Source organism: Sulfuriroseicoccus oceanibius, assembly GCF_010681825.2.
Classification (GTDB): Bacteria; Verrucomicrobiota; Verrucomicrobiia; order Verrucomicrobiales; family SLCJ01; genus Sulfuriroseicoccus; species Sulfuriroseicoccus oceanibius.
Map to the genome: position 1 here is coordinate 2575474 of NZ_CP066776.1, position 20976 is coordinate 2596449.

Annotated in this window: 14 protein-coding genes and 2 pseudogenes; all 16 read right to left on the reverse strand. The window is 52.8% G+C overall.

What is annotated here, in order from left to right; all coding sequences use genetic code 11:
* Positions 1–94: 94 nt before the first annotated feature.
* The gene (locus G3M56_RS10425; RefSeq protein ID WP_164362220.1) at positions 95–1342 is read right to left on the reverse strand and encodes a glycosyltransferase family 4 protein; all 1248 of its coding nucleotides are present in this window, start codon (positions 1340–1342) and stop codon (positions 95–97) included.
* Between the two features lies 1 nt (position 1343).
* On the reverse strand, positions 1344–3080 hold the full coding sequence (locus G3M56_RS10430) for a heparinase II/III family protein (protein WP_164362218.1): 1737 nt from the start codon (positions 3078–3080) through the stop codon (positions 1344–1346).
* A 95-nt stretch (positions 3081–3175) separates the two neighbouring features.
* A complete protein-coding gene (locus G3M56_RS10435; RefSeq protein ID WP_164362216.1) occupies positions 3176–3535 on the reverse strand; it encodes a four helix bundle protein in 360 nt (119 codons plus the stop codon).
* A gap of 57 nt (positions 3536–3592) precedes the next feature.
* Positions 3593–4837 carry a UDP-N-acetyl-D-mannosamine dehydrogenase gene (gene wecC, locus G3M56_RS10440; protein ID WP_164362213.1) on the reverse strand — a complete coding sequence of 415 codons (1245 nt, stop codon included), beginning with the start codon at positions 4835–4837 and terminating at the stop codon, positions 3593–3595.
* A gap of 431 nt (positions 4838–5268) precedes the next feature.
* The gene (gene wecB / locus G3M56_RS10445) at positions 5269–6462 is read right to left on the reverse strand and encodes a non-hydrolyzing UDP-N-acetylglucosamine 2-epimerase (protein ID WP_164362211.1); all 1194 of its coding nucleotides are present in this window, start codon (positions 6460–6462) and stop codon (positions 5269–5271) included.
* 81 nt (positions 6463–6543) lie between these two features.
* A pseudogene (locus tag G3M56_RS10450) lies at positions 6544–6855 on the reverse strand (four helix bundle protein); the annotation flags it as partial.
* 90 nt (positions 6856–6945) lie between these two features.
* Positions 6946–9192 (reverse strand): bi-domain-containing oxidoreductase, encoded by a 2247-nt coding sequence (locus G3M56_RS10455; protein ID WP_164362209.1) that lies wholly within the window; start codon positions 9190–9192, stop codon positions 6946–6948.
* A gap of 66 nt (positions 9193–9258) precedes the next feature.
* A complete protein-coding gene (locus G3M56_RS10460; protein WP_235203387.1) occupies positions 9259–10227 on the reverse strand; it encodes a glycosyltransferase in 969 nt (322 codons plus the stop codon).
* 5 nt (positions 10228–10232) lie between these two features.
* A complete protein-coding gene (locus G3M56_RS10465; RefSeq protein ID WP_164362205.1) occupies positions 10233–11609 on the reverse strand; it encodes a hypothetical protein in 1377 nt (458 codons plus the stop codon).
* Positions 11610–11625: 16 nt separating this feature from the next.
* Positions 11626–12765, reverse strand: coding sequence for a glycosyltransferase family 4 protein (locus G3M56_RS10470; RefSeq protein WP_164362203.1), 1140 nt, complete (start codon positions 12763–12765; stop codon positions 11626–11628).
* A 24-nt stretch (positions 12766–12789) separates the two neighbouring features.
* Complete coding sequence (locus G3M56_RS10475) at positions 12790–13737, reverse strand: glycosyltransferase family 2 protein (protein ID WP_164362201.1); 948 nt, start codon at positions 13735–13737, stop codon at positions 12790–12792.
* A gap of 96 nt (positions 13738–13833) precedes the next feature.
* On the reverse strand, positions 13834–14961 hold the full coding sequence (locus tag G3M56_RS10480; protein WP_164362200.1) for a polysaccharide pyruvyl transferase family protein: 1128 nt from the start codon (positions 14959–14961) through the stop codon (positions 13834–13836).
* Position 14962: 1 nt separating this feature from the next.
* On the reverse strand, positions 14963–15982 hold the full coding sequence (locus G3M56_RS10485) for a nitroreductase family protein (RefSeq protein ID WP_235203389.1): 1020 nt from the start codon (positions 15980–15982) through the stop codon (positions 14963–14965).
* A 3-nt stretch (positions 15983–15985) separates the two neighbouring features.
* The gene (locus tag G3M56_RS10490; RefSeq protein ID WP_268839995.1) at positions 15986–17029 is read right to left on the reverse strand and encodes an oligosaccharide flippase family protein; all 1044 of its coding nucleotides are present in this window, start codon (positions 17027–17029) and stop codon (positions 15986–15988) included.
* Between the two features lie 37 nt (positions 17030–17066).
* A pseudogene (locus G3M56_RS14250) lies at positions 17067–17480 on the reverse strand (oligosaccharide flippase family protein); the annotation flags it as partial.
* A gap of 395 nt (positions 17481–17875) precedes the next feature.
* Entirely contained in the window at positions 17876–19945 is a 2070-nt protein-coding gene (locus G3M56_RS10495) for a polysaccharide biosynthesis tyrosine autokinase (RefSeq protein WP_164362193.1), read from the reverse strand.
* Positions 19946–20976: the final 1031 nt, after the last annotated feature.

Consider the following 20976-nt stretch of genomic DNA (forward strand, 5'->3'; position numbering starts at 1 on the left):
TCATAGTTCTAGAGGGCCGCAGTCGAGCTGTCTTGAATAGCGGGAGTCCCGACTTCAAGACTTCAAGACTTCAAGACTTCAAGACTTCAAGACTTCAAGACTTCAAGACCTCCAAATAATCCCGTGCCAGCTGGTCCCGATCGAAGTTCTTGAGCACATACTCACGCCCAGCTTCGCCCATTGCAGCCCGCCGCTCCGGATCGCGTTTCAATTCAAGAATCCGTTCCACCATCTGCACCTCGTCCTCAGGTTCCATCGAAACCCCACCTCCACTCGCCTCAACCAGATTTCTGGCTTCGCCATCCACTCCAATCAGAATCGGACGACGCATTCCCAATGCTTCGAAAATCTTCGAAGGCATGACCGTTTCAAACAGCGGCGTCTTCCTCAAGTGCACGAAACATACATCGGTAGCGGCCAGTAACTGCGGCATCTCCTCTTTTGGTCGACGCCCCGTGAAAACCACGTTATCCAGCCCTTGCTCAGCTGCGGCCTGCTGCAAATCCTCACGCACCGCACCGTCGCCGACAGCCAGTAACACCACATCATCTTCCCCCATCTCCTTGAGACGCTTGGCCGCCCGCAGATACACATCCAACCCGCTCGCCATTCCGATCGTCCCGATATAAGCGCAGACAAACTTATCCTTAAGCCCCCACTCCTTGCGCACCGGTGCGGGGTCAGGCGTCGATGCCTCGAGCAGATCGCGGTCCACTCCGTTCATCACGATCGACATCTTTTCCTCAGGCACCCCGCGTTCCAATAGGCGCAGCTTATAGCCATTGCCCACCGTCACCACATGGTTGGCCGCCGCATACATCCGAAGCTCCATCCACTCGAGCAGCTTCATCACCAACGGGTTCCCCAGTGCCCCCACCGCACCGATCGACTCCGGCCAAATATCACGGATCTCCAGAATGAACTTCGGCTTGCGAGTCCACGGACGACTCAGTCGGAACCACCACTTGCTCAGCACCCCGGCCCATCCACAGAAAAACTGCGGAGAAGTCGCAATCAACACATCAGGCCTCCCCATGGTCAGCACCTTCAATGTCGCTGTCACCATGTACGAGACATAGTTGGCGATGCGTCGCCCGGTTCCTTTGTTGGGAGCCAACAGTGACCACACACGGACCACCTTCACCCCATCAACGACCGAGGTCTGCGGCAGCAATCGGTTGGCGTAGCCCGGGTACACCACCCCATCCGGCACATTTGGAGCACAAGTAATCACAGTCACCTCATGGCCTGCCTCCACCCACCGACGGGCAAGTGCACCCACACGTGTCGCCGGTGCATTTCCTTCCGGCGGATAATAATGACACAAAAACAAAACCTTCACCTTAGTTCCCCCTGATCTTTCTGATTTCAAATCGACAATATGCCTCCGGTCCATCTGCGGGCAGTCGCACGACCAGTACCGATCGCTCTAACCCTGCGCCGAATGAGGGATGTGCCAAACAGTTCTCCACCTGGACATCCACATCGGCATTCCAAGAAAGCGCGTAGCTTCGTCCGTTGCTGCGAATAACCGCAGCCCCATCAGCTACCTCCAATGACACGCCTGGAGCAAAACAAAGTCGGCTCACTAACCGAGCAGGTGAGACAAGACGCACGCGATCCTCGATCACCAGTCCATCATTCTCCCACTCAATCCGGCGACGGTGAACCGCCTTGCAGGGTAAATGCACATATCCCCCGTGCTCCGCATCCAACACCATCGAATTCGCTCCCGGTATCCACTCGTTCACCCTCGGCTCTACCCGACGCCCGACACGAAACGCCCCCCAAACCTCACATGAGTTCTCACCTGCGACCTCGACCGTGCTATGCGCTGCAGTCGATCGATCAAACCGACGCATCTCACCAGCATCATAAGTTCCAACCCCCGTGTCCGTGATTATCCGCTGACCATCCAGACTCAGCTCGAAAGAAAGATAATCCGCATGGGCATGCCCCGGCTGGTAATCCGGACCGATCGCTCCTGCGTCTACCGCAAGATAATCCCCATCTACATTGCGGAAACCATAGTACCCCGCATCTGGAAGTGCCCATGCCCCGATCTCCGGCGCATCCGACCAGCCATCGTTGTAAACCCCGCGCACCGCATCGTTGAATTGTGCAATCCCTCCATCAGGATGACGCATCATCCCCAGCGCCCCCCGCATCCGAGCTGCTAAATCACCTAAATCTGAACTACCTAAACTTAAACTTCTCTCTTCAACTGGCGACATCGTCGCCCCCAGCATCTCCACCAGCCACAACATCCGCAGATGGTACATCGCCGACCGTTCGTAATGCAGCCCGTCCGGCAGGATCTGCTCGGCCAATTCCCGCTCAAGCAACGGCATCACCCGCTTCAATGTGGCTCTCGCTTGCGTTCCCTCAAGCACAGAACCGACACATGCCAGAGCAGCCAGATTCTCCAACAAATGGTTCGCCTGGATATGTGTCTCCAGGTTCAGCTCCAACCACCGCACCTGCTTGGCAATCGATGCCATCACCGCATCGTGAAACTCACCATCCGCCACAAATTGCTCTCTATACCGAACACCGAATAGCAACGCCCAGTTCATCAACCGCAGCGACGTTGGATAAGGCTCCCACCCACAAGCCCCCTTCACCGGCGGATGCCTCTCGATCCAATCAAACACATACATCCGCACCACATCCCAGCAATCAATCTCAGCTTTCCGCTTTCCGCTTTCCGCTTTTTTCTGCCTTCCGCTCTCATCTTTCCCCCGCGCAGCCAGATCAATTTCAGCTTTCTGCTTTCCACTTTCAGCTTTCAAAAGACTCCACAGCCAATCGAAATACTGCAAGTTATACTGCCACAGACGCGGCAATCCCTCAGCAGTCCAGTCCACCGCACCGGTGAACGTGTGCCTTCGCCCGATGAACACAAACGTTCCACCGCCAAGATCGGCAGCCGACTGCGGAGGCACCGGATCACACAGATCCAACTCACCCAAACCCGCCCTCACCTGCCATCCCGTGCCATCCACCGACGCCAGGATCCTCTCAGGATCGCGCAATCGGTTCTGCACCCGTACCCGCACCTGCCCCACAATCTGAGACAAGCGCAAATGCCGCAGGGTCCGCCCATAAAGAGTAGCCCTGCGGGCAGTTGAAGTGATTAGTTTAAGTTTAGACATACCGCCCTCCGCTCCATTCTTCAGTGATCACGCGTCAGCGACTGCATCAATGCATGGAGCATCCGCGCAATCTGCCGCCCTTCCTCAAGCCAATCCCCGGCAACTTCTTGGTCAAAATAGCCAAGCTCCTGCCCGATCATGATCTGAGTTCGCAGCTCACCCAGCGAGCCCTTGGCGATCCCTATAAACTGAACGAACTCCTTTGGCCCGTTGCGTTCCGCCCCTTCGGCTAGATTAGAAGGAACGGACACCGCACTCCGAGTGATCTGATCGCGGAATCCCCAGTCCTTGCAGTGGGCAGCTGCTTTACAAACATCAACAGCCAACGCCATTGAACGCTGCCAAACCTCAAGCCCCTCAAACGACTCCGAACTCCGCATTACCAACCAACTCTTAAACTTAAACTACCCCACTTAAACAGGAAGCAACGCTCCGCGTTACTTCCAAAACCCCCTCGTATCGATGATCATCCGCTCGGCAAGCACTGGCTTCGAAAGCGAGGCGAACGACTTGTGGTCAACCAGCAGTACCACGATATCCGCGGCCTTGATCGCGTCTTCCGCATCCATCAACTCACACTTTCCTTCGAGTGCCTTTGGCAGCTCGGTGATATGCGGTTCGGCCACCAACACTCGGGCTCCCTCGATACCAGCCACCTGCTTGGTGATGTCCAAAGCAGGGCTTTCACGCAAGTCGTCGACATTCGCCTTGAACGCCAGCCCTAGGCAGGCGATGACCGGGTCTTTCAACCGATCCGCCTTGCGCTGAATCTGTGCCAACACATACTCAGGCTTGCTCTCATTGACTTCGCGCGCGGTCCGGATCAACCGTGCCCGCTCAGGCGCAGCATCCACGATGAACCACGGATCCACTGCAATACAGTGACCGCCCACGCCTGGCCCGGGGTTGAGGATGTTCACCCGTGGGTGACGATTGGAAAGCTTGATCACCTCCCATACATCCATATCCAGCTCGTCGCAGACCATTGAAAGCTCGTTGGCGAATGCAATGTTCACATCGCGGAATGAGTTCTCGGTCAGCTTCGACATCTCGGCCGAACGTGCATCCGTAAGGAAGATCTCCGCCGTGCAGAAGCACTCGTAGAGTTCTTTTGCCTTTTGCGCCGCCTCTGGCGTCAAGCCACCGGAAATCCGGTCGTTGGTCACCAGTTCCTTCAGCATCTGACCCGGCAAAATGCGCTCAGGACAGTGCACAAAATGGTAGTCCTTCTCGTTGGCTTCGGTGTTGCCCTGCTTGACCAACTCATCGATCAACCAGTCGCGCACCTTCTCAGTCGTTCCCACCGGACTGGTCGACTCCAAAATCACCAAATCACCAGGCTTCACCACAGGAGCAATGCTGCGCGTCGCTGCCTCAACATACTTCAAGTCCGGCACACGACTCCCGTCCTCGCGCTCGTCAAACGGAGTCGGCACCGCAATGATAAACACATCGGCCACCGCAGGTGCCACCGCAGCGGTCAGGTTCCCACTCTGCACCGCTGCCCGAACCAACAAATCAAGGTCCGGTTCTTCAATGTGAATACGGCCATCGTTGATGGTGTCCACCACACTCTGCACAACATCCACCCCGAGAACCTTCTTCCCCTTGGTCGAAAAAATAGACGCCGTAGGCAATCCAATATACCCAAGGCCCAACACACAAATATCGTAATTATTCATAGATTTTAACAAATTAGAGAACTGAAAGCGGAAAGGTGAAATCGATTTCCTCTCGCACGCTAGAACTGAAGTCTGGAAGTCCGGCTGTGCTTTCGTCTGGAAGCTTCCGCGCTCCGCGCGCTAACCTCATTTCAACTTTCCCTAGCAAAGCGACCACTTTCACGGATTCTCACGCGAAGGCCCAAAGACCCAAAGTTTCTTCATGCGATACCGCTCACAAGAACATCAACAACCTTAGTGGGTTCTGTGGGATCCGCAGATTTCGCAGATTGTTGTGATTTTTACGCAAGCGCTTCTCGCACCGCCGGATTCTACCCGGCCATCACTCCCTGAGCGTAGCGACCACTCCTCTTAAACTGAAACTCTCAACTTAAACTTGCCGCGTCAGCGCCCCCGCTCGCAGTGCGCACTATCATTTCTACTTTCCAATTTCAGCTTTCAACTTTTCCCAGCGAAGCTTCCAGCGTAGCGACAATCTTCCTCGCCGCCGTGCCATCCCCATACGGGTTCTTCAACGCACTGCGTCGTGCATACTCGTCCGCATCGTCGAGCAACACAGCCGCCTCGGACAAAATCTTGTCCGGATCGGTGCCGACCAATCGACAAGTGCCAGCCTCCACTCCTTCCGGGCGTTCGGTCGTCTCGCGCATCACCAAAACCGGCTTGCCCAAGGAGGGAGCTTCTTCCTGTACCCCACCGGAGTCCGACAAAATAAACTTCGCCTGGTTCATCAACCACACAAAGTCCTCGTACCCCGCAGGCGAGCAAAGCTCTACCGCCGGGTTGTCTCCAAGAATCCGGTTTACCGGCTCCTGTACTTTCGGGTTCAAGTGCACAGGGTAAAGCACCCCCACACCCGGATGGCGCTTGGTCAGATCGTTGATGGCCTCGCACATCCGCTCAAACCCACCACCAAACGACTCGCGACGATGTCCAGTCACAAGGACGAAGTCGGAGACTTCGTCAGTTGAAATGGCTGATTTTAAGTTGAAGTATTTTTGTGCAAAGTCGTTGGAGATTCCGAGGCGCTTGGCCACGTCTGCAGCGTCTACTCCCGCACTTTCCTGCTTGTCGCGGATCCACAGAAGCGAATCGACCACTGTGTTGCCGGTCACGTAGCAATCGCACTCGGCAATGGCCTCGCGCACCAGGTTGTCTTTCGAGCCATCGGTCGGGCAGAAGTGCCACTTCGCAAGAGGCGAGGTCAGACGACGGTTCATCTCCTCAGGGAATGGTGAGCGCATGTTGCCCGTGCGCAACCCCGCTTCAATGTGCCCCACCGGCACATCCGCAAAGAACGCTGCCATTGCCGCCGCCAACACCGTACTGGTGTCTCCCTGGACCAGGATCGCATCCGGCTTTTGTTCATCGATGAACTTGGTCACCGCCTCGATCGCCCGGGCGGTCAACCCCGGCAAGGTCTGCCCCGGCTGCATCAATCCCAAATCAAAATCCGGCTTGAGGTCAAACGCCGCCAATGCCTGGTCCAACATCTCCCGATGCTGCCCCGTCGACAACAGAACCGGCTCGAGTTCCTTGGACTCGCGTAACGCGAACACCACCGGCGCCATCTTGATCACCTCAGGCCGCGTACCTACTACTACTGCTACTTTTCTTCGATTCATTGCATGAACTCCCGTGGGAGCTGTTTAAGTTGTTGTCGCTGTACGACAGTTTAGGTTTAAAAGGGGCGACGTTGTCGCAGTTTAAGTTGAAGTGCCGCGGAGTGACTTGATGAGTCCGTGCAGCATTTTCGGAAGCTCCCTCGTTTCGGCAATCCAGTGATGGGCCACGTTCTCTTCAAAATAATGAAGTTCTAGGCCGATCGTGATTTGAGTCCGCAACTCAGCAAGCGACCCTTTGGCTAAACCCAAAAAGTGGATAAACTCCTTGGGGCCATTTCTCTCCGCTCCTTCCGCAATGTTGGACGGCACAGATACCGAGCTTCGCATGATTTGATCACGAAAGCCCCAGTCCTTACATGCAGAACTAGCGCGGCAAACGGCAACAGCAATCGCCTTGGATCGCTGCTAAACGACCAAACCTTCAAAATCAGTGCTAGAACTCATGACTTAAACTAGGAGCGAAGCGCCCCTTGAACTTCAACTTTATAGCACAACCGTGCTTTTAGTCTGCAACGCCTCATGCACAGCGAAGCTCACTTCCGTCGTGTTCACCAGCGACTCCCATGAGATCGGGGATTCCTTGCCTTCTTTGATCGCTTCAACAAATGCATCCAGCTCCTGAGCAAAGCCCTTGGCTTGCTTGCCAGTCAGCTTCTCTTTGCCGAGCTTGCCTGAACAGGTCGTGGTGCAGAAGTCCTCCATCACCGCCACCGACTCATTGGCAAAGATCTCACACCGCTCTTTCGCAATGTCAGTCGAGCCCAGAGCCACATACAAAATGTTCGCTACCGATCCATCGGCATACTTCAGGTTGATCGAAACATTGTCTTCTGCCACCAACCCAGCATTGTCGGTCGTGACACACTGTGCCTGCACCTCCACCACGTTTTGGCCGATCACATGCGACGCGAAGTCGATGAAGTGACAGCCCTCGCCAATGATGCGCCCTCCGCCCACCGCAGGGTCTTGGATCCACACATCCGGTGGAATGATCCCGGCATTCACCCTGTAGCTCATGAAAACGGGCGTCTTACGCTTAGAGAAATAATCCTTCAACAACGTGGCATGCGGCGAAAAGCGTCGGTTAAATCCAACCATCAGGACGGGCGTGCAGCCCGTGTTTAAGTCGGATGCTGCCGCAGTCCCCTTCAGCGAAGCCGCCGATTCACTTAAACTTAAACCATCAACTTGAACTTTGAGCCGCTCCATCTGCTCTCGAGTAATCGCCAACGGCTTCTCAACAAACACATGCTTCCCTGCAGCCAGGGCCTCGCCGACAAATTTGGCGTGCGAGTTATGCTGGGTCGTCACGAACACTGTGTTGATCGAAGCGTCACTGAGCATCGATTCGTAATCGGTCGACGCGATCTCAAACCCTTCTTTCTTCGCCGTTTCACCGGCATTCATCCCGGTAGCGGTGCAAAGTGTTTTGAGGTTCACATCGATGCGCTTCTTAAGCTCAGGTAAAAGCACTGCTTTGGTGAAGTTCCCCGCACCGATAAACCCAATATTCACCTCGCCACTCTTGAGCCCCCCGGTATTCTTCGCTCCGTCACCACTTCCACTCTTGCCAACAGCAACCCGTCTCCCCTCTGCAAGCGCACCGGCCGGCTTCTCGTCGTAGTTCAGCACGATCCCAAGATATGGCTCTTCGGTCTTGCCCAACAGAAGGTCATACGCATCCAATGCATCGGCGATCCCAAAGCGATGGGTCACCAACTTGGATGGTGTGACCGCACCCGCGGCAACCAGATCCAGAAATGCAGCAATGTTGCGCTGCTCGGTCCACCGCACATATCCATATGGATAGTCATTCCCTCCTTCCTCGTAGCTGGAGTCGTAACGCCCCGGCCCGTAAGAGAGGCTCAACTTGAAGTCGAGTTCCTTCTTGTAGTAGTCGTCCCGCGGTAGGTCCATCCCAACCAATCCAGTCACCACGACTTTCCCTTTCATCCGGGCAATCTCTCCGGCAACGGTCACGGGTTCGTTGCTCTTGGTCGCGGCAGTGATTAACACGGCATCCACACCCACTCCTTGCGAAAACTGATCGCACGCCGCCACAAGGTCGGCGGAAACCGCCGCATCCGCTCCAAGGTTGAGCGCGTCCTGGCAACGCTGCGGGTTCGGGTCAAACCCAATCACCCGGCAGCCCGATGCCCTGAGCATCTGCACCGCCAACAAGCCCAACAGCCCCAAGCCCATCACACACACCTGCTCACCCAAACGCACGTCACACTGACGCACGCCCTGCATGGCAATGCTGCCGACCGTGGCACAACTCGCATCCTCAAAGCTCACCCCCTCTGGGATCTTCACCATCAGGTTTTTTGGCACGTAGTTGTAATCCGCGTGGTTGGCAAAGCCCGCACCGCCACAGGCAACCCGGTCACCTACCGCAAACCCACGCATGGAATGACCAAGCTCCTCGATCACCCCGGCACACGAGTAGCCTAGCGGAATCGGCTGGTCGAGCTTGGCCTTCACCTTCTCCAAAGTCTCGAAAACCCCTTCGGTCTTCATCTTGCGGATCACTTTGTTGACCTGATCAGGCATCGCCAACGCCTTGCCCACCATGTTCTTCTTGGCAAAGTCCACCAGCATCCGCTCGGTGCCCGCCGAAACAAACGAAGCCCGCGTCTGCACGACAGCACCACCTGATTTACACGCAGGTACAGGCACGTCGGCAAGCCACAGCTCGCCACTTTTGAATGATTGGATAATTTGCTGCATTGATATACTTCTATCTACTAATATTTACCGCTTCTAAATCGAATAGACGCCGCTGGGGCCGCTACGTCATACGCCACACAATCGATAGACCGAGACAATGTCGTCGTAACCGGTCGGCCCGTTGCTACGAGCACCCTCGTCCGGAGTATATTGCTCGAGCACATTGGCTAACTCTTCGAATTCAAGCTTCCGATATGTAATAACACCATCTGGCCGACTCACACAACCACTCGCAACGACGCCCTTTCCCAGATAAAGAGCCTCGCGCACCGAAAGAGAATCACCATCAGTTGTCGTAGCCCGGATCAAACAATCACTAATCTTCAGCACTTCGAAGAAAGAATGCGGGACCGGAAGCAACAACACATTCTCAGGAACCTCAATCTGTTCATCAATCAAATACCTCTCATATGCGGATGATGGATCTGAAATGATCAGTTGCGCGCCTGGCAAGGACCGGAACAACCGAATCAATTCTAAGATTCCATAGGTCTCATCTCCATTTGAGTCAAAAACGAAGTCATAAGCGTTGGTGCAGAACACCACTTCATCGCCGGTTCTCTCGTCAAGAAACTTACCAAGGGCCAAAGAAACTGCATCTGGCAATTTCTCACCACCCACGGGCGGTAGAAATGCCGACACCAACTGCACGTTTAGGTTCCAGCGTCCAACCATCGAAAAGCTGGCATCGTTAAGAACAAGCGGAATCGAGCACATCGACAACGTGACGCGGTCTAGAAAGTTCCGAAACGCTCCCCACCTCCCGACATTACCGTGATAGGTCAATATCGACGTCCTGCCAAGTAATTTGCACAGTACCGTCATAAAAAACAGCAAGTAGCTATTGCTCAAATTGAGATGTACAACCGATGCGGATAGAACTGCCCGTGCGAATGACACGGGAGAAAATGACGACAGATCGTAGAATGAGTGCGCGGTCTCATCGCGCACCAATGAATCCAACAAACGCTGCACGTGGATAGTAACGCCGCCTACAGGTGGAGGAACTTTACCGACTATCAACAAACTCCCCATTTTTCCTATTTTCCAATCAACAAGATCCAGTACACGAAATGCAGTACCACGAGACACCCCACACTGCCCCACGCTACTCTCTTTGCGGAAGGGCCTATCACCCGATAACATGCCACAGAAACGAGGTAAATCGGCAGATACATCGCCATCATCCTTCGGGTGTCGGCATTGGAAACCATGAGATAAAGCAGCAGCAAACTCATCCCAAACAGAATAAGAACCGACAGTGGGAACTTTTTAAACACACGCCCCCGTGTCGCAACTACGAACAATATCCCGCCCCACACGCATACCCAGAATATACCAGCGATCGCATGAGGGAAAGCTAGGGCACTCTTTGACTCATCGGAAACGGGAACAAAATCCGCCCACAACGGGAATGGCTGCATTTGGTTGAACCCAATAATCGCTAGATGTCTCGCGCCCCAAGGGAGAGAGTAGAGCTTTTTGCCAAACGAAGAACTGCTGGCCCCATCGACTGAGTAGTGCTCGTAGCGCGTCAGGGTCCTTTCGGCACTGGAGGAAACAGAACGATACCCGCCGAGAACAAGAACTGCACCAACCATCACGACGCCAGCGAAAACCGCAAAAGCGGTATTCACCTTATGTTGAAACTTCAAAAATAGAAAAACGGGGTATAACGCAGCCAAAAACAACCCGCTCTCAAAACGTAGTCCCATACACGCCCAGGCAAGTAGCGGAATCAGCCAAACCCCGTAGCTAACCCGCTTGTGAGCCAACACCATATACGTGCAAAAGTAATAAAGAAACGCGACATGAACGTCCCGAAGAAACACCAAAGAAAAGAACATGAAATGCCCTAGAAACGCGTAAACACACGCATACCTAAAGGATTCCTTCTGTTTGAAGAACACGCGAATCGAGCCGTAGACAAACACTTGACACATCGCAGCGAACCACGCAACATGCAACTTTTGATGCATCAAAGTAGCCCCATCGATCAGGTTTGCCATTCGTTGAATGCATCCGGTAAAATAAGAGAACAAAGGCAACTCGGAATACTCGAATTCCTCATAAGCCTCGTGCCTCATATCAACGAAACCGAACTCCGCCAACTTTGACGCACGGTCAAAGAAGCCCTTTTGATCAGGGTATCGAAAATAGTCCACATATGGATCAGAAATCTTAACAAGATCAATCATAAAGGAGTACGACAAGTACACTCCAAAGCATAAGAAGAACAACTTGAGGTAACCAGGGTCTCCACTATTCCCAAAAACTAACGCACACAGCCCCACTCCAAGCAACACCCAAGCGAGAGCCATCAGCAAAAACGACCCACCTGAGGTCAGGCTAACCAACAACGAAATCGCCAGAACGAGCGTTGCGTACGGACTATCTTGAAAAAATCCTTTCATCATAAATACTGCGACTCTCTCAGTCTTTGCCACGCATCAAACGTTTCATAAACCGAGCATTCAACAGGTTGTCACGTACCGAGAATCTCCCTAAATGTGCTCTAAAGGGCGCACTCCATGGTTGGATCTGACGCCAACTCCGATTTCTCAAAACACTCAAACAATCGGAATCACACGCAACCAAGTACCCCGACACGCCATGTTCAATCGCTTCGACCACGCCCCCATTCGGAGGGCCTATCGTGGGCAGCCCACATGCGTTCGCTTCAAAATAAACATTCCCGAGTGACTCTTGGAATTCAGTCAGCAACCAGAACACATCCGCCCCTGACAACAAGCTTGCGAGATCCTCTTGGGGATAACTTCCAACGAAATGCACTTTACTGGTGATCCCCAGCGCCTGTACGCCCTCTTTCAGGGTCTTCAAGTAAGCACCATCACCAACGACGACCCAGTGATAACTCTCCCCCATCTCACACAGTTCGCCGAACAAACGTAGCATTCTACCGTACCCCTTGCGCTCAACAATCCGGCTAACCGAGATCAACACATCAGCCTCATTCGGAATTCCCAGCCGGGACCTAAGCGAACTTTCCGTTGGGCAAAACATATTGGAGTCGAAGCCACTGTACACCACCGAAATCTTCGACTCGAGAGAAGCACAGCAGTCAAAATCTAAAATCTCCGACCTCATATAATGACTTACCGCAACCACCTCCTGACATCGGTTCATCAACTGCACAAATCTCTTTCGGTACCCCCCGATCCGCAACTTGAGAGAAGGGTTGCCTAATATATCTGGCCCTTCTTGACCGTGCAAGTAAACCACACACTTAGCGAGTTGCGTTGAGTTCAAACAATAAGCACCAAAACGCTTGGCAACTCCATCATTCAAAACCACAAGATCATACTGATCCCACCACTTGCGTATTGCCGCCCACAATTGATACGGCCGCAGTAATTTCGTGGTCTTAACCCCAATCACGCTGGCCTTCAACGAAGAGTCACCCTCCAAAAACTGGGCGTTTCGAGCTTCGGTCAACACCGTCACATCGAACCCGAATTCCGAGATCGTCTGCGCAGTACGGTAGCCGACAATACCAGCGCCTCCCACTTGAGGAGGCATCTCAACAGAGACCATCAATACCCTCTTTTTCATCTACTTACTTAACCATCTCCGCTACTACCGCAATCCACCAACTAATCGACGCAATTTCTCTGCACGGCGCTCCCCGAGAAATCGCCTTATGATTCGTGTAGCGAAGCGACCACGCATGTTAAAGTCGGGAGCCAGAGCATCTCTGGCATCGAAACAACCTTGAGCAATATCAGGAAACTCAATACAAGCCTGCCGACCAATCCAATCGTACCGATGCGCAAAACCGTCACGATAGACATCTATCCGCCCCCTCTCTTTTAACTCTGCGACGGTGCGATCCGTCACCCTTAACCGGCTTTCAATTTTATTCATCCCGTACCCCTTGCTCACGCGAGGTGCCCGATCGTGCTCACGATATACAAAGCACGTATCACCGCACCACACGTAGCGGTTATCGACCAAAGCGCAGCGGAAAACCAAATCGCCGTCCTGATCTGCACTAAGCGACTCATCCCAACCTCCGACCTGTTCAACAAGTGACCGTTTGAATGTGAGCGCTCCGCAACTCGCAGTACCATTGGTAAGATGAAGTTGAAGCAAGTCACATCGAACGCTCCCCTGATTACTTGGTTCTGTAAGTCTCCGCCGCCCACCACGATCAAAGAGATAGCGATAGGGTGAAACAGCAATCGAACAATTGGAAGAACGTAACGCCATAACCTCACAACGTAGCTGATTCTCACCTAAGAGGTCGTCGGAATCTAGAAACTTCACATACTCGCCAGTCGCCAATCCAAGGCCACGATTACGGGCAATTTGGGCACCTTGATTGGCCTGTAACAATACCCGGATCCGACAATCTCTCTCTTCAAGCTCGCGAAGCAAACTCCTGGTTTCCTCGTCGGACCCATCATCAACCAAAATCCACTCCCACTGAACTCCGCGTTGTGCCAGCACACTGTCTGCAGTCTCCAAAATCAGGCTGCGAACATTGTAGACGGGGGATATCACAGAAACATCAATTACATTCACTAAACTATTAACTTAAAGTACTGCCAGAGTCTCCCTCAAAACAAAACAACGCGAGCCTCTAAGAACAACAAAAAACAACACCAACAAGGACGCATGTCACAATAATGAGAAGACGTCGTTCCACATTTCGCGGCTCTTCGCCTTCATCTCCTCGGAAATCACCTCGATACGTCGTTTGACCGCTTTATCCTCACACCTGTCTATCATCGCTAAGTCCACTTCGGAAGACCCAAGCGTCTCCAAATTTTCAGCAAGGCCATACTCATCGAGAAGTGTTTCATATTTATGGTTCCATGACGTCGCGATAACAGGAACACCCTGAGACAGGGCGCTAACACAACCATGAAACCTAGAAGACATAATATATTTTGCCCGCCCGATCACCGTCTTAATCATAATAGGGTCCCACGAAGAGAACACATCAAGACCTCCGTACCTCCGGGAAAGGTTCGCACATATCTCCTCATCTTTCGCGCCTTCATGATTCAACAACACCACAGTCTCCCCGCGACCAACGCAAACCTCAATGAAGTTGCACAGATAGTCATAGTAAACAGAAGAAACAGATTCACTGGTCTTATCTAGCATCCTAGTATTAGGAATAACAAGAACCACGCCTTCATACTTCGCAGAGCAATCATCCCCTACGTAAGGAGCCAACAAATTGGTAAAATCAGGAGCAACGCGCAATTTGGACGCGTCAGTCAAAACTGATTTCAGATAGTCGGCAGAAATCGAGTCTCTTGCAAAACACACGTCTACACAATCCAATATACGGCAAGTCGCCTTAGCAACCTCTGGATCCCGAAAAGGACCAAAAGCCTGTGGCAGCATAACAATCTTCTTCCCTCTCTTTCGAGCTGCCTCATAACGCCTAGCCACCTTCTTCGCTCCAACACTCCCCCATTTATCGGAGTAGCGAAGACCAGAAGCGTCAAGAATAATATCGACGTCACGGCTTTTAGTCACACCGAAAGTATCGACTAGCTTCTGAGGCACCAAATCGACCATCCAATCAAGATCGACGCCCTTGAACGTAAAATGCCCTAATTGCGAAATATCTTTGCAACCCAGAACCTTATAACTATATCTAATCGATTGCCGTGGAGCACAACAGACATTCACTTTATCACCATAATGCGATCGCAACTCTTGAACTACCGCATACAACATCAACTCAGCCCCCTTATTCGGAAAACCTATCCCTTCAACTTGAATATTCATTTTATAGAAATTTTCGAATTTGATCTAAAGATTTCTTATGTGAGTGTGGAATCATTCCTGACTGTTTCGCATAGCCCACAGATATTAACATCACTGGACGCTCGCATGCATCAAGCCCAAGTTGTTTCGCCATCTCGTCCTCAAGCGTCTCTATGTCAGGCCAGTTGATCGGGCAACTACTCAACCCTAAGGTTTCTAATGCCAGCATAAAAGTCATCGCTGCGAGGGATGCGTCTATATATATTAAGTGACGATCTCTAGCGAAAGCAAAAGCCTCTAGCTTACCAACTAAAACCACTATCATTGGAAACTGATGGGCAAACCCTTTTGTTCCCATTGGAATATCGGACACTCGATTGACAACCGCCGGGGTATCTATAACTACAAATTCGAATGGTTGGCGATTACAAGCGCTCGGACTCTGGGCTGCGGCAGAAATAGCTTGATCTACCAGACTCCGTGGCACCGGAGTATCTTCATACCAACGTACCGAACGTCGTTGCCTGGTCAATTTGTAAAAGTCATCGAAACCAACCGGCGCTATTTCGTATTCCGATCTAGCAACCGGACTTGACTTCTGCGGTTCACTTCTTCTGCCGATACCTTCGGCCAGCAAACTGAAACGGCGTTCACACTTTTCTATCACGGGATCACTCCCTGTCACAGAGAAGTATTCAGTCAGAACGTCACAAAACCACGCAAGTTCATCGTGGTCTACAGGTTCACAATGACCCGAGACCACAGCTTCGAATGAATCAATCGTCTCTTGTATATAGCCCAACGCAAAAACATTTTTCATAGGATCCATAATCAATCCTTTTTCCAAACGATGAATATTGCGTCTAACCCTGAATCTATGTCCCTCCAAATTCAGCACACCAATACCATACCTCTCAATGCCACGATACACCGACAATATCTCTCTCCGAAACGCCTTGGCAATAAACACACCGTGGAATAACTTAAGAAAGTCGAACCGAGCCATTAACCAAAAGTAGATCCCTTTAATACACCTCTTCATAAATCAATTCCTAATTCTGTACCAAACGTCACCAAGAGGCTTTACAAGCCCCTCCCCTCTAAACGAGCAAACATCAACAAAAAGAAGCGAAATGACGTAGACCACCGTATACAAACATACCCTAAAAATTAACAACTCACCACCAATAACACTCTTGAACAGCAGGACCAGAAAAGCGGCACACAACACGGAGAACAAGGCCCTGAAAACCACTCGAAACACATCCGAACAACGAATCAAAGTTCCACGGAAAGTGTACGAATAATATGGCCAACGCAACAGAACAAACGCCACACTGATTCCATACGCAACGCCGACAGCCCCCCATCGCGAACCGATCCACATAGCCAAAACATTCAAAGGGGCGGCAAAGAGAGTCCACTTGAGCTGCCTATCGGTAGTGCCAAGCGACAGGTACACCCAACCTGTCGTGACATTGAGAGCACTTACAAAAGCCGCTGGCATCAACGCCTTGTATATAGCAATCGAACCAATCCACTGGTTGCCCAGAATCAACAGAATCACCTCCTCATTCAAGGCCATCAACCACCCTACGATAGGGAACCCTAGTGCCAAAACAACTGTCACACTCTTTAGATAGACTATCTTATATGCCTGCGGATCGTCTTGAAGACGACTCAAAGCGGGCAACATTATTTTCGTCATTGGCGAGTTTATCTGACTCAACGGCAGCATCAGCAGACTGTATGCCTTGGAATAGTATCCCAGTGCCGCCCCGCCGAACCGCCAACCAACCAACACATTGTCAGCGTTCCTTGAGAAATAGTTCAATACATTAAAGCCCGCGAGGTTCAGCCCATAGCGGATATAAGGACGGACACTCACCTTACTGCTAAGCTTGCTAGGAATCCAACGACTGCAAAAAACGAGTCCGATGCATTCGATGAACACTGTTGCTAAAACCTGCCACACCAATGCCCAATACGACCACCCTAACACCGCCAGACAGATCGCGACCAAGATCCCGAAAAAAGCTGAAATCAGATCGATCACAGCCAATTGAGTAAAGTTCATGTTTCGAGTCATCAGTGCGCGATGCTGCGCGATGCCCCCCTGCAATGCTAAAGCCGCAGCCAAAAAACAGCGTAATATCAAAAATTTCTGGCCGATCGTAGAGATTCGAAATCAGAGGTGCTGAGGCGCAGACAATGAGCGCAATAATTACACTGACTCCCAGATTAACCCAGAACAGATTGCTCACTTCTTGCCTGGTAACCTGCGCTCTCTGAATCGTCGCCTGTGTCAGGCCGAAGTCTTTGAACATGTTGGCGAAATTCAAAAGAACAGCCACCATTCCAATCAGCCCAAAATCGTCAGGGGTCAGAACTCTCGCTAGTGCAGCCGTGGAACCAATCGTCAGAACAAAGCGCGCTCCCTGCCCCCCCATAATGACAACACCTCCTCTCACGGTCTTCCGGCCGAGCGATCCAACCTGGTGAGAGTCAGCAAATAGTTTGTCGCTATACCTCAGCTTCATCGATTAGTAGGTGGTACTGAAAACAACTTGCCTTGCGAACCCCTTTCCTCATGTGGCGGCATGCATCACCCGTTTCCCAACAAGGGGCGACCTTCGCCCCTCCCCCCCCCGCTTCAACGATAAGCTTTGCGAGGGCACGCTACCGCCATTGGTTGGATCACGGCAGCTTCGTAAACTGCAGCCAACCCTCCAAATAGCTAATAAGCGGGTTCTGAGCCGAACAAGCTCTATGTGGGGTGCGACCGGTCCCTCCGGTCGCATAAAGAAATCAAATCAGTTTCGCGAACCTTGGGGAGTCGTGCATTCCCCCACCGTGGAGTTTGGTCGACTCCTTCCACTAGAAACTGATATGCGAAATGTGTGGATCCATCGATATATCCAGGAACATGAGTCGACTAGTCATTATCTCCGTAATACCCTTCATGTCCGTACTCGCCATATCCGTGGTAGCCGTAGTAGCCAGAACCTCCAGTGTGTTTGACGCGCAATGCGTTCACCACAACTCCAGCGAGGGATATCTTCGCATCCTGCAATAGGTCCCGTGCACGCAACACGGCGCCGACCGGCGTCTTCAATGCGCGCACCACCAAGATGGATTTCTGTGCGTGCTGGGCAATCAGTCGGGTATCACTCACCGGAAGCACCGGTGGGGTATCGACAATCACCCGGTCGAAGTGCTCGGCTGCATGGTCGAACAAACTCTGGATGTCTTCTGGAAGCAGCAACTCACTCGGGCTTGGTGCCTTCTTTCCGGAAACCATTACATACAGGTTCTCGGTGCCGGTGGCATGCACCGCCTGGGAAAACTCGGCTTGTCCGGTCAGAAGCTCCACCGTGCCCGGCTTCCCTTTCAGATCCGGGAACTCGGCGTGGACCCGCGGCTTGCGCAAGTCGAAGTCGACCAGCAACACCCGCTCACCAGCCAACGCGAATCCCGCAGCGAGCTCTGTCGCGGTAGTCGTCTTCCCCTCACCAGGCAACGCACTGGTCAGGCAGATTACCTGGTTGCGCTCCTTACGCCCAAGCAGACGAATGGACGCCCGCAGGTTGCGGATCGATTCGGCGTGAACGGTTTTCGGTTCGATCGCAATCACCGACTCAAACTTCTGTCCACTGCGACGGAAATCAGATCCCAGCGGGATCGCAGCCAAACACGCCATCCCGGTCGCCTCTTCTGCCGTGCGCACGTTGTAGATCTTGTAGTCCAGCAGCGAAAGCAGGAAAACCAGTCCCACGCCCACACCACTGCCAAGCACAGTACCGGCCGCGAGCGTGATCAGGTGCTTGTATTTCGATGGCGGCGGAATCGAAGCCTCTTCAAACACAGTGACTTCGGCGTTGGATGTTTCGTCCGCCACGTCGATCTCGGTCAGACGGTTTGTCACCGTTTCATAAAGACGGCGCTGATTAAGAATCCGCGATTCCAAGATCGATGCACGGGCCGACAGCGAGCTTTGAACCAGCGAAAGCCACCGATCCTTTGCCGCAGCGCGGGCCGACGGGGTTTGGGCGGTGCGAACCTCAATATCCAATTCGCGCATCTCATCGCGCTTCAAGCCCCAGAAATCGCGCTCCTCAGTGGTGCGGGATGCCGTATCGATCTCGCGGCGGAAGCGATTGTACAAATCTTCATAGACCGCCTCAGCCTCGATCCGCCGCGGGTGCTTGGGCAGGTAGCGCTGGCGCAACGCGGAAAGTTCGGTGCGGAATTGGTTCAACTCCTGGTTCAACGCCAAAGCGGCGCGGTAGACGTGGAACGAACGCTCGGCCGACTCAAGCTCCAGTGCGACGTCATCGGCCTCTGCCTTCAAAATACGAAACGCATCCGAACTGCCACCCGCACGGCGCGCCTGCTCTCCCTCGATGTAGACCATCATCACCGCATTGGCGATGGTCTTGGCGGTCTCCGGATCAGGGTGAGTCATCTCGATGTTGATGAGCGTCGTCCCGCGCTGATTAGAAACCGAGATTCCGCTGTAGAGCAACTCAAGGAAATCAGTCTCCGACGTCTCGGCGGCGCTTTGGAACTCACGCGAAGATTCATCACGCCAATACTTTGGCTTCAACGACAGTGGTGGTGGAATCACCTTCTCCAACGCCTGGACTTCGGGTCGCTGGATGACTTTTACAAACTGCCCTTGCCCGGTGATCTTGCTGGCAATGGTACCAATAATCTCATCGCGGAAGATCATCGAATCGCGCTCGGCGTCCCCCTGACCGACCAACTGAAGCTCTTTGGTGGTCACCTCGACCACAGCCCGCGCCTTGGTGGTTGGTTCTTTGATCGAAAGGTAGTACAGCGCGGCGACGTAGCCGAGCGCGGCGAAAATGACAATCATCCACCATTTCTCCAACGCCACCTGGATCAGCCCTGCTGCTGAACGGTTGCTGACAGGCACGTTTGAACCTGCATCAGAGCCCTCGGCGACTGCATCGTCGGAGAATGGATCAATCTCTTTCTTCATCAAAAATTGGAATCGGGGGAAAATGGGAGGACTGAGTCGGAACTTGCCCGAACTCAACCAATCATACCGGCTGTAGATACTCGGGATCCTAGCCAGCGCAAGTTTTTGATGAACAACTTTTGAAATCTGGCGACGCACAGCACGTCCCCCCGACACCGTGGATCCCACAGCTCCGGTGATCTCGCATCCGTAACCGCCACAGAAAAACGGCACGAAATTGTCACAAAAACTTCACCCGCGGCTGCGGGCGGAGGAAGGCCTATCGATTTCCCGCGCTGATGAAAAGGATTTTCTGCGGGTAATTTTCAAATGATTACCACCGCCGCCTCGGCCATCCGCACGGATAACAGATCCCGCGCAACACAGGCACTTCTCCCAGAAAACTCTGGGAGAGCGAGATACGGATATCGGAAAGCAGTCAGCGCACTGCGCGCGGGAGGTGGAGTTTTAATCTCACGCAGAGACGCAAAGACGCAAAGGAAGTCAACGCGCTGCGCGCGGGAAGCAGTGGGAGGTTTTAGACATGATTGACGGGATTTAGAATCTGTGTCATCTGAGGATCACCCAAAAGCAACGAAAACGGGCAAGGATGGAGCAACCTCACTCTTGAGGTTGACCAGCCAATCCGGCGCAGCCGCACATGCTCAAGAAGCTGGAAAGCTGAAATGTAAAATTGGAAATCAGCCAGTGCGCTGCGCGCGGGAGGCGGAGGAAGGTTTTAGACAGGATTTACAGGGTGGACATGATTTAAAATCTGCGGAGTCTGCGGATAGCCCATCGCCACAACGAGCGGTGACATCCCCACGCCTGGCTCCGCGCACGACACCTTGGCGTCTCCGCGCCTCTGCGTGAGAACCGACGACAGCGGGAACACCGTCACTCCACCCTTGCGCATAATCATCGTAATTCGAGTCATCCGCGGATCCCTCTATTCTTCAGACAAGATGGACATGATTCAACATCCGCGGAATCGGCGCAATCTGCGGATCCCCAAAAAGCCACTATGCTTGGTGATGTTCTCGCGAGCGGTA

What these genes read in the sequence shown, in the direction of transcription:
- G3M56_RS10435 (WP_164362216.1), bottom strand. Translation starts at nt 3,535, where the DNA reads ATGCGGAGTTCGGAGTCGTTTGAGGGGCTTGAGGTTTGGCAGCGTTCA.
- wecC (WP_164362213.1), bottom strand. Translation starts at nt 4,837, where the DNA reads ATGAATAATTACGATATTTGTGTGTTGGGCCTTGGGTATATTGGATTG.
- wecB (WP_164362211.1), bottom strand. Translation starts at nt 6,462, where the DNA reads ATGAATCGAAGAAAAGTAGCAGTAGTAGTAGGTACGCGGCCTGAGGTG.
- G3M56_RS10455 (WP_164362209.1), bottom strand. Translation starts at nt 9,192, where the DNA reads ATGCAGCAAATTATCCAATCATTCAAAAGTGGCGAGCTGTGGCTTGCC.
- G3M56_RS10460 (WP_235203387.1), bottom strand. Translation starts at nt 10,227, where the DNA reads ATGGGGAGTTTGTTGATAGTCGGTAAAGTTCCTCCACCTGTAGGCGGC.
- G3M56_RS10465 (WP_164362205.1), bottom strand. Translation starts at nt 11,609, where the DNA reads ATGATGAAAGGATTTTTTCAAGATAGTCCGTACGCAACGCTCGTTCTG.
- G3M56_RS10470 (WP_164362203.1), bottom strand. Translation starts at nt 12,765, where the DNA reads ATGAAAAAGAGGGTATTGATGGTCTCTGTTGAGATGCCTCCTCAAGTG.
- G3M56_RS10480 (WP_164362200.1), bottom strand. Translation starts at nt 14,961, where the DNA reads ATGAATATTCAAGTTGAAGGGATAGGTTTTCCGAATAAGGGGGCTGAG.
- G3M56_RS10485 (WP_235203389.1), bottom strand. Translation starts at nt 15,982, where the DNA reads ATGAAGAGGTGTATTAAAGGGATCTACTTTTGGTTAATGGCTCGGTTC.
- G3M56_RS10490 (WP_268839995.1), bottom strand. Translation starts at nt 17,029, where the DNA reads ATGACTCGAAACATGAACTTTACTCAATTGGCTGTGATCGATCTGATT.
- G3M56_RS10495 (WP_164362193.1), bottom strand. Translation starts at nt 19,945, where the DNA reads ATGAAGAAAGAGATTGATCCATTCTCCGACGATGCAGTCGCCGAGGGC.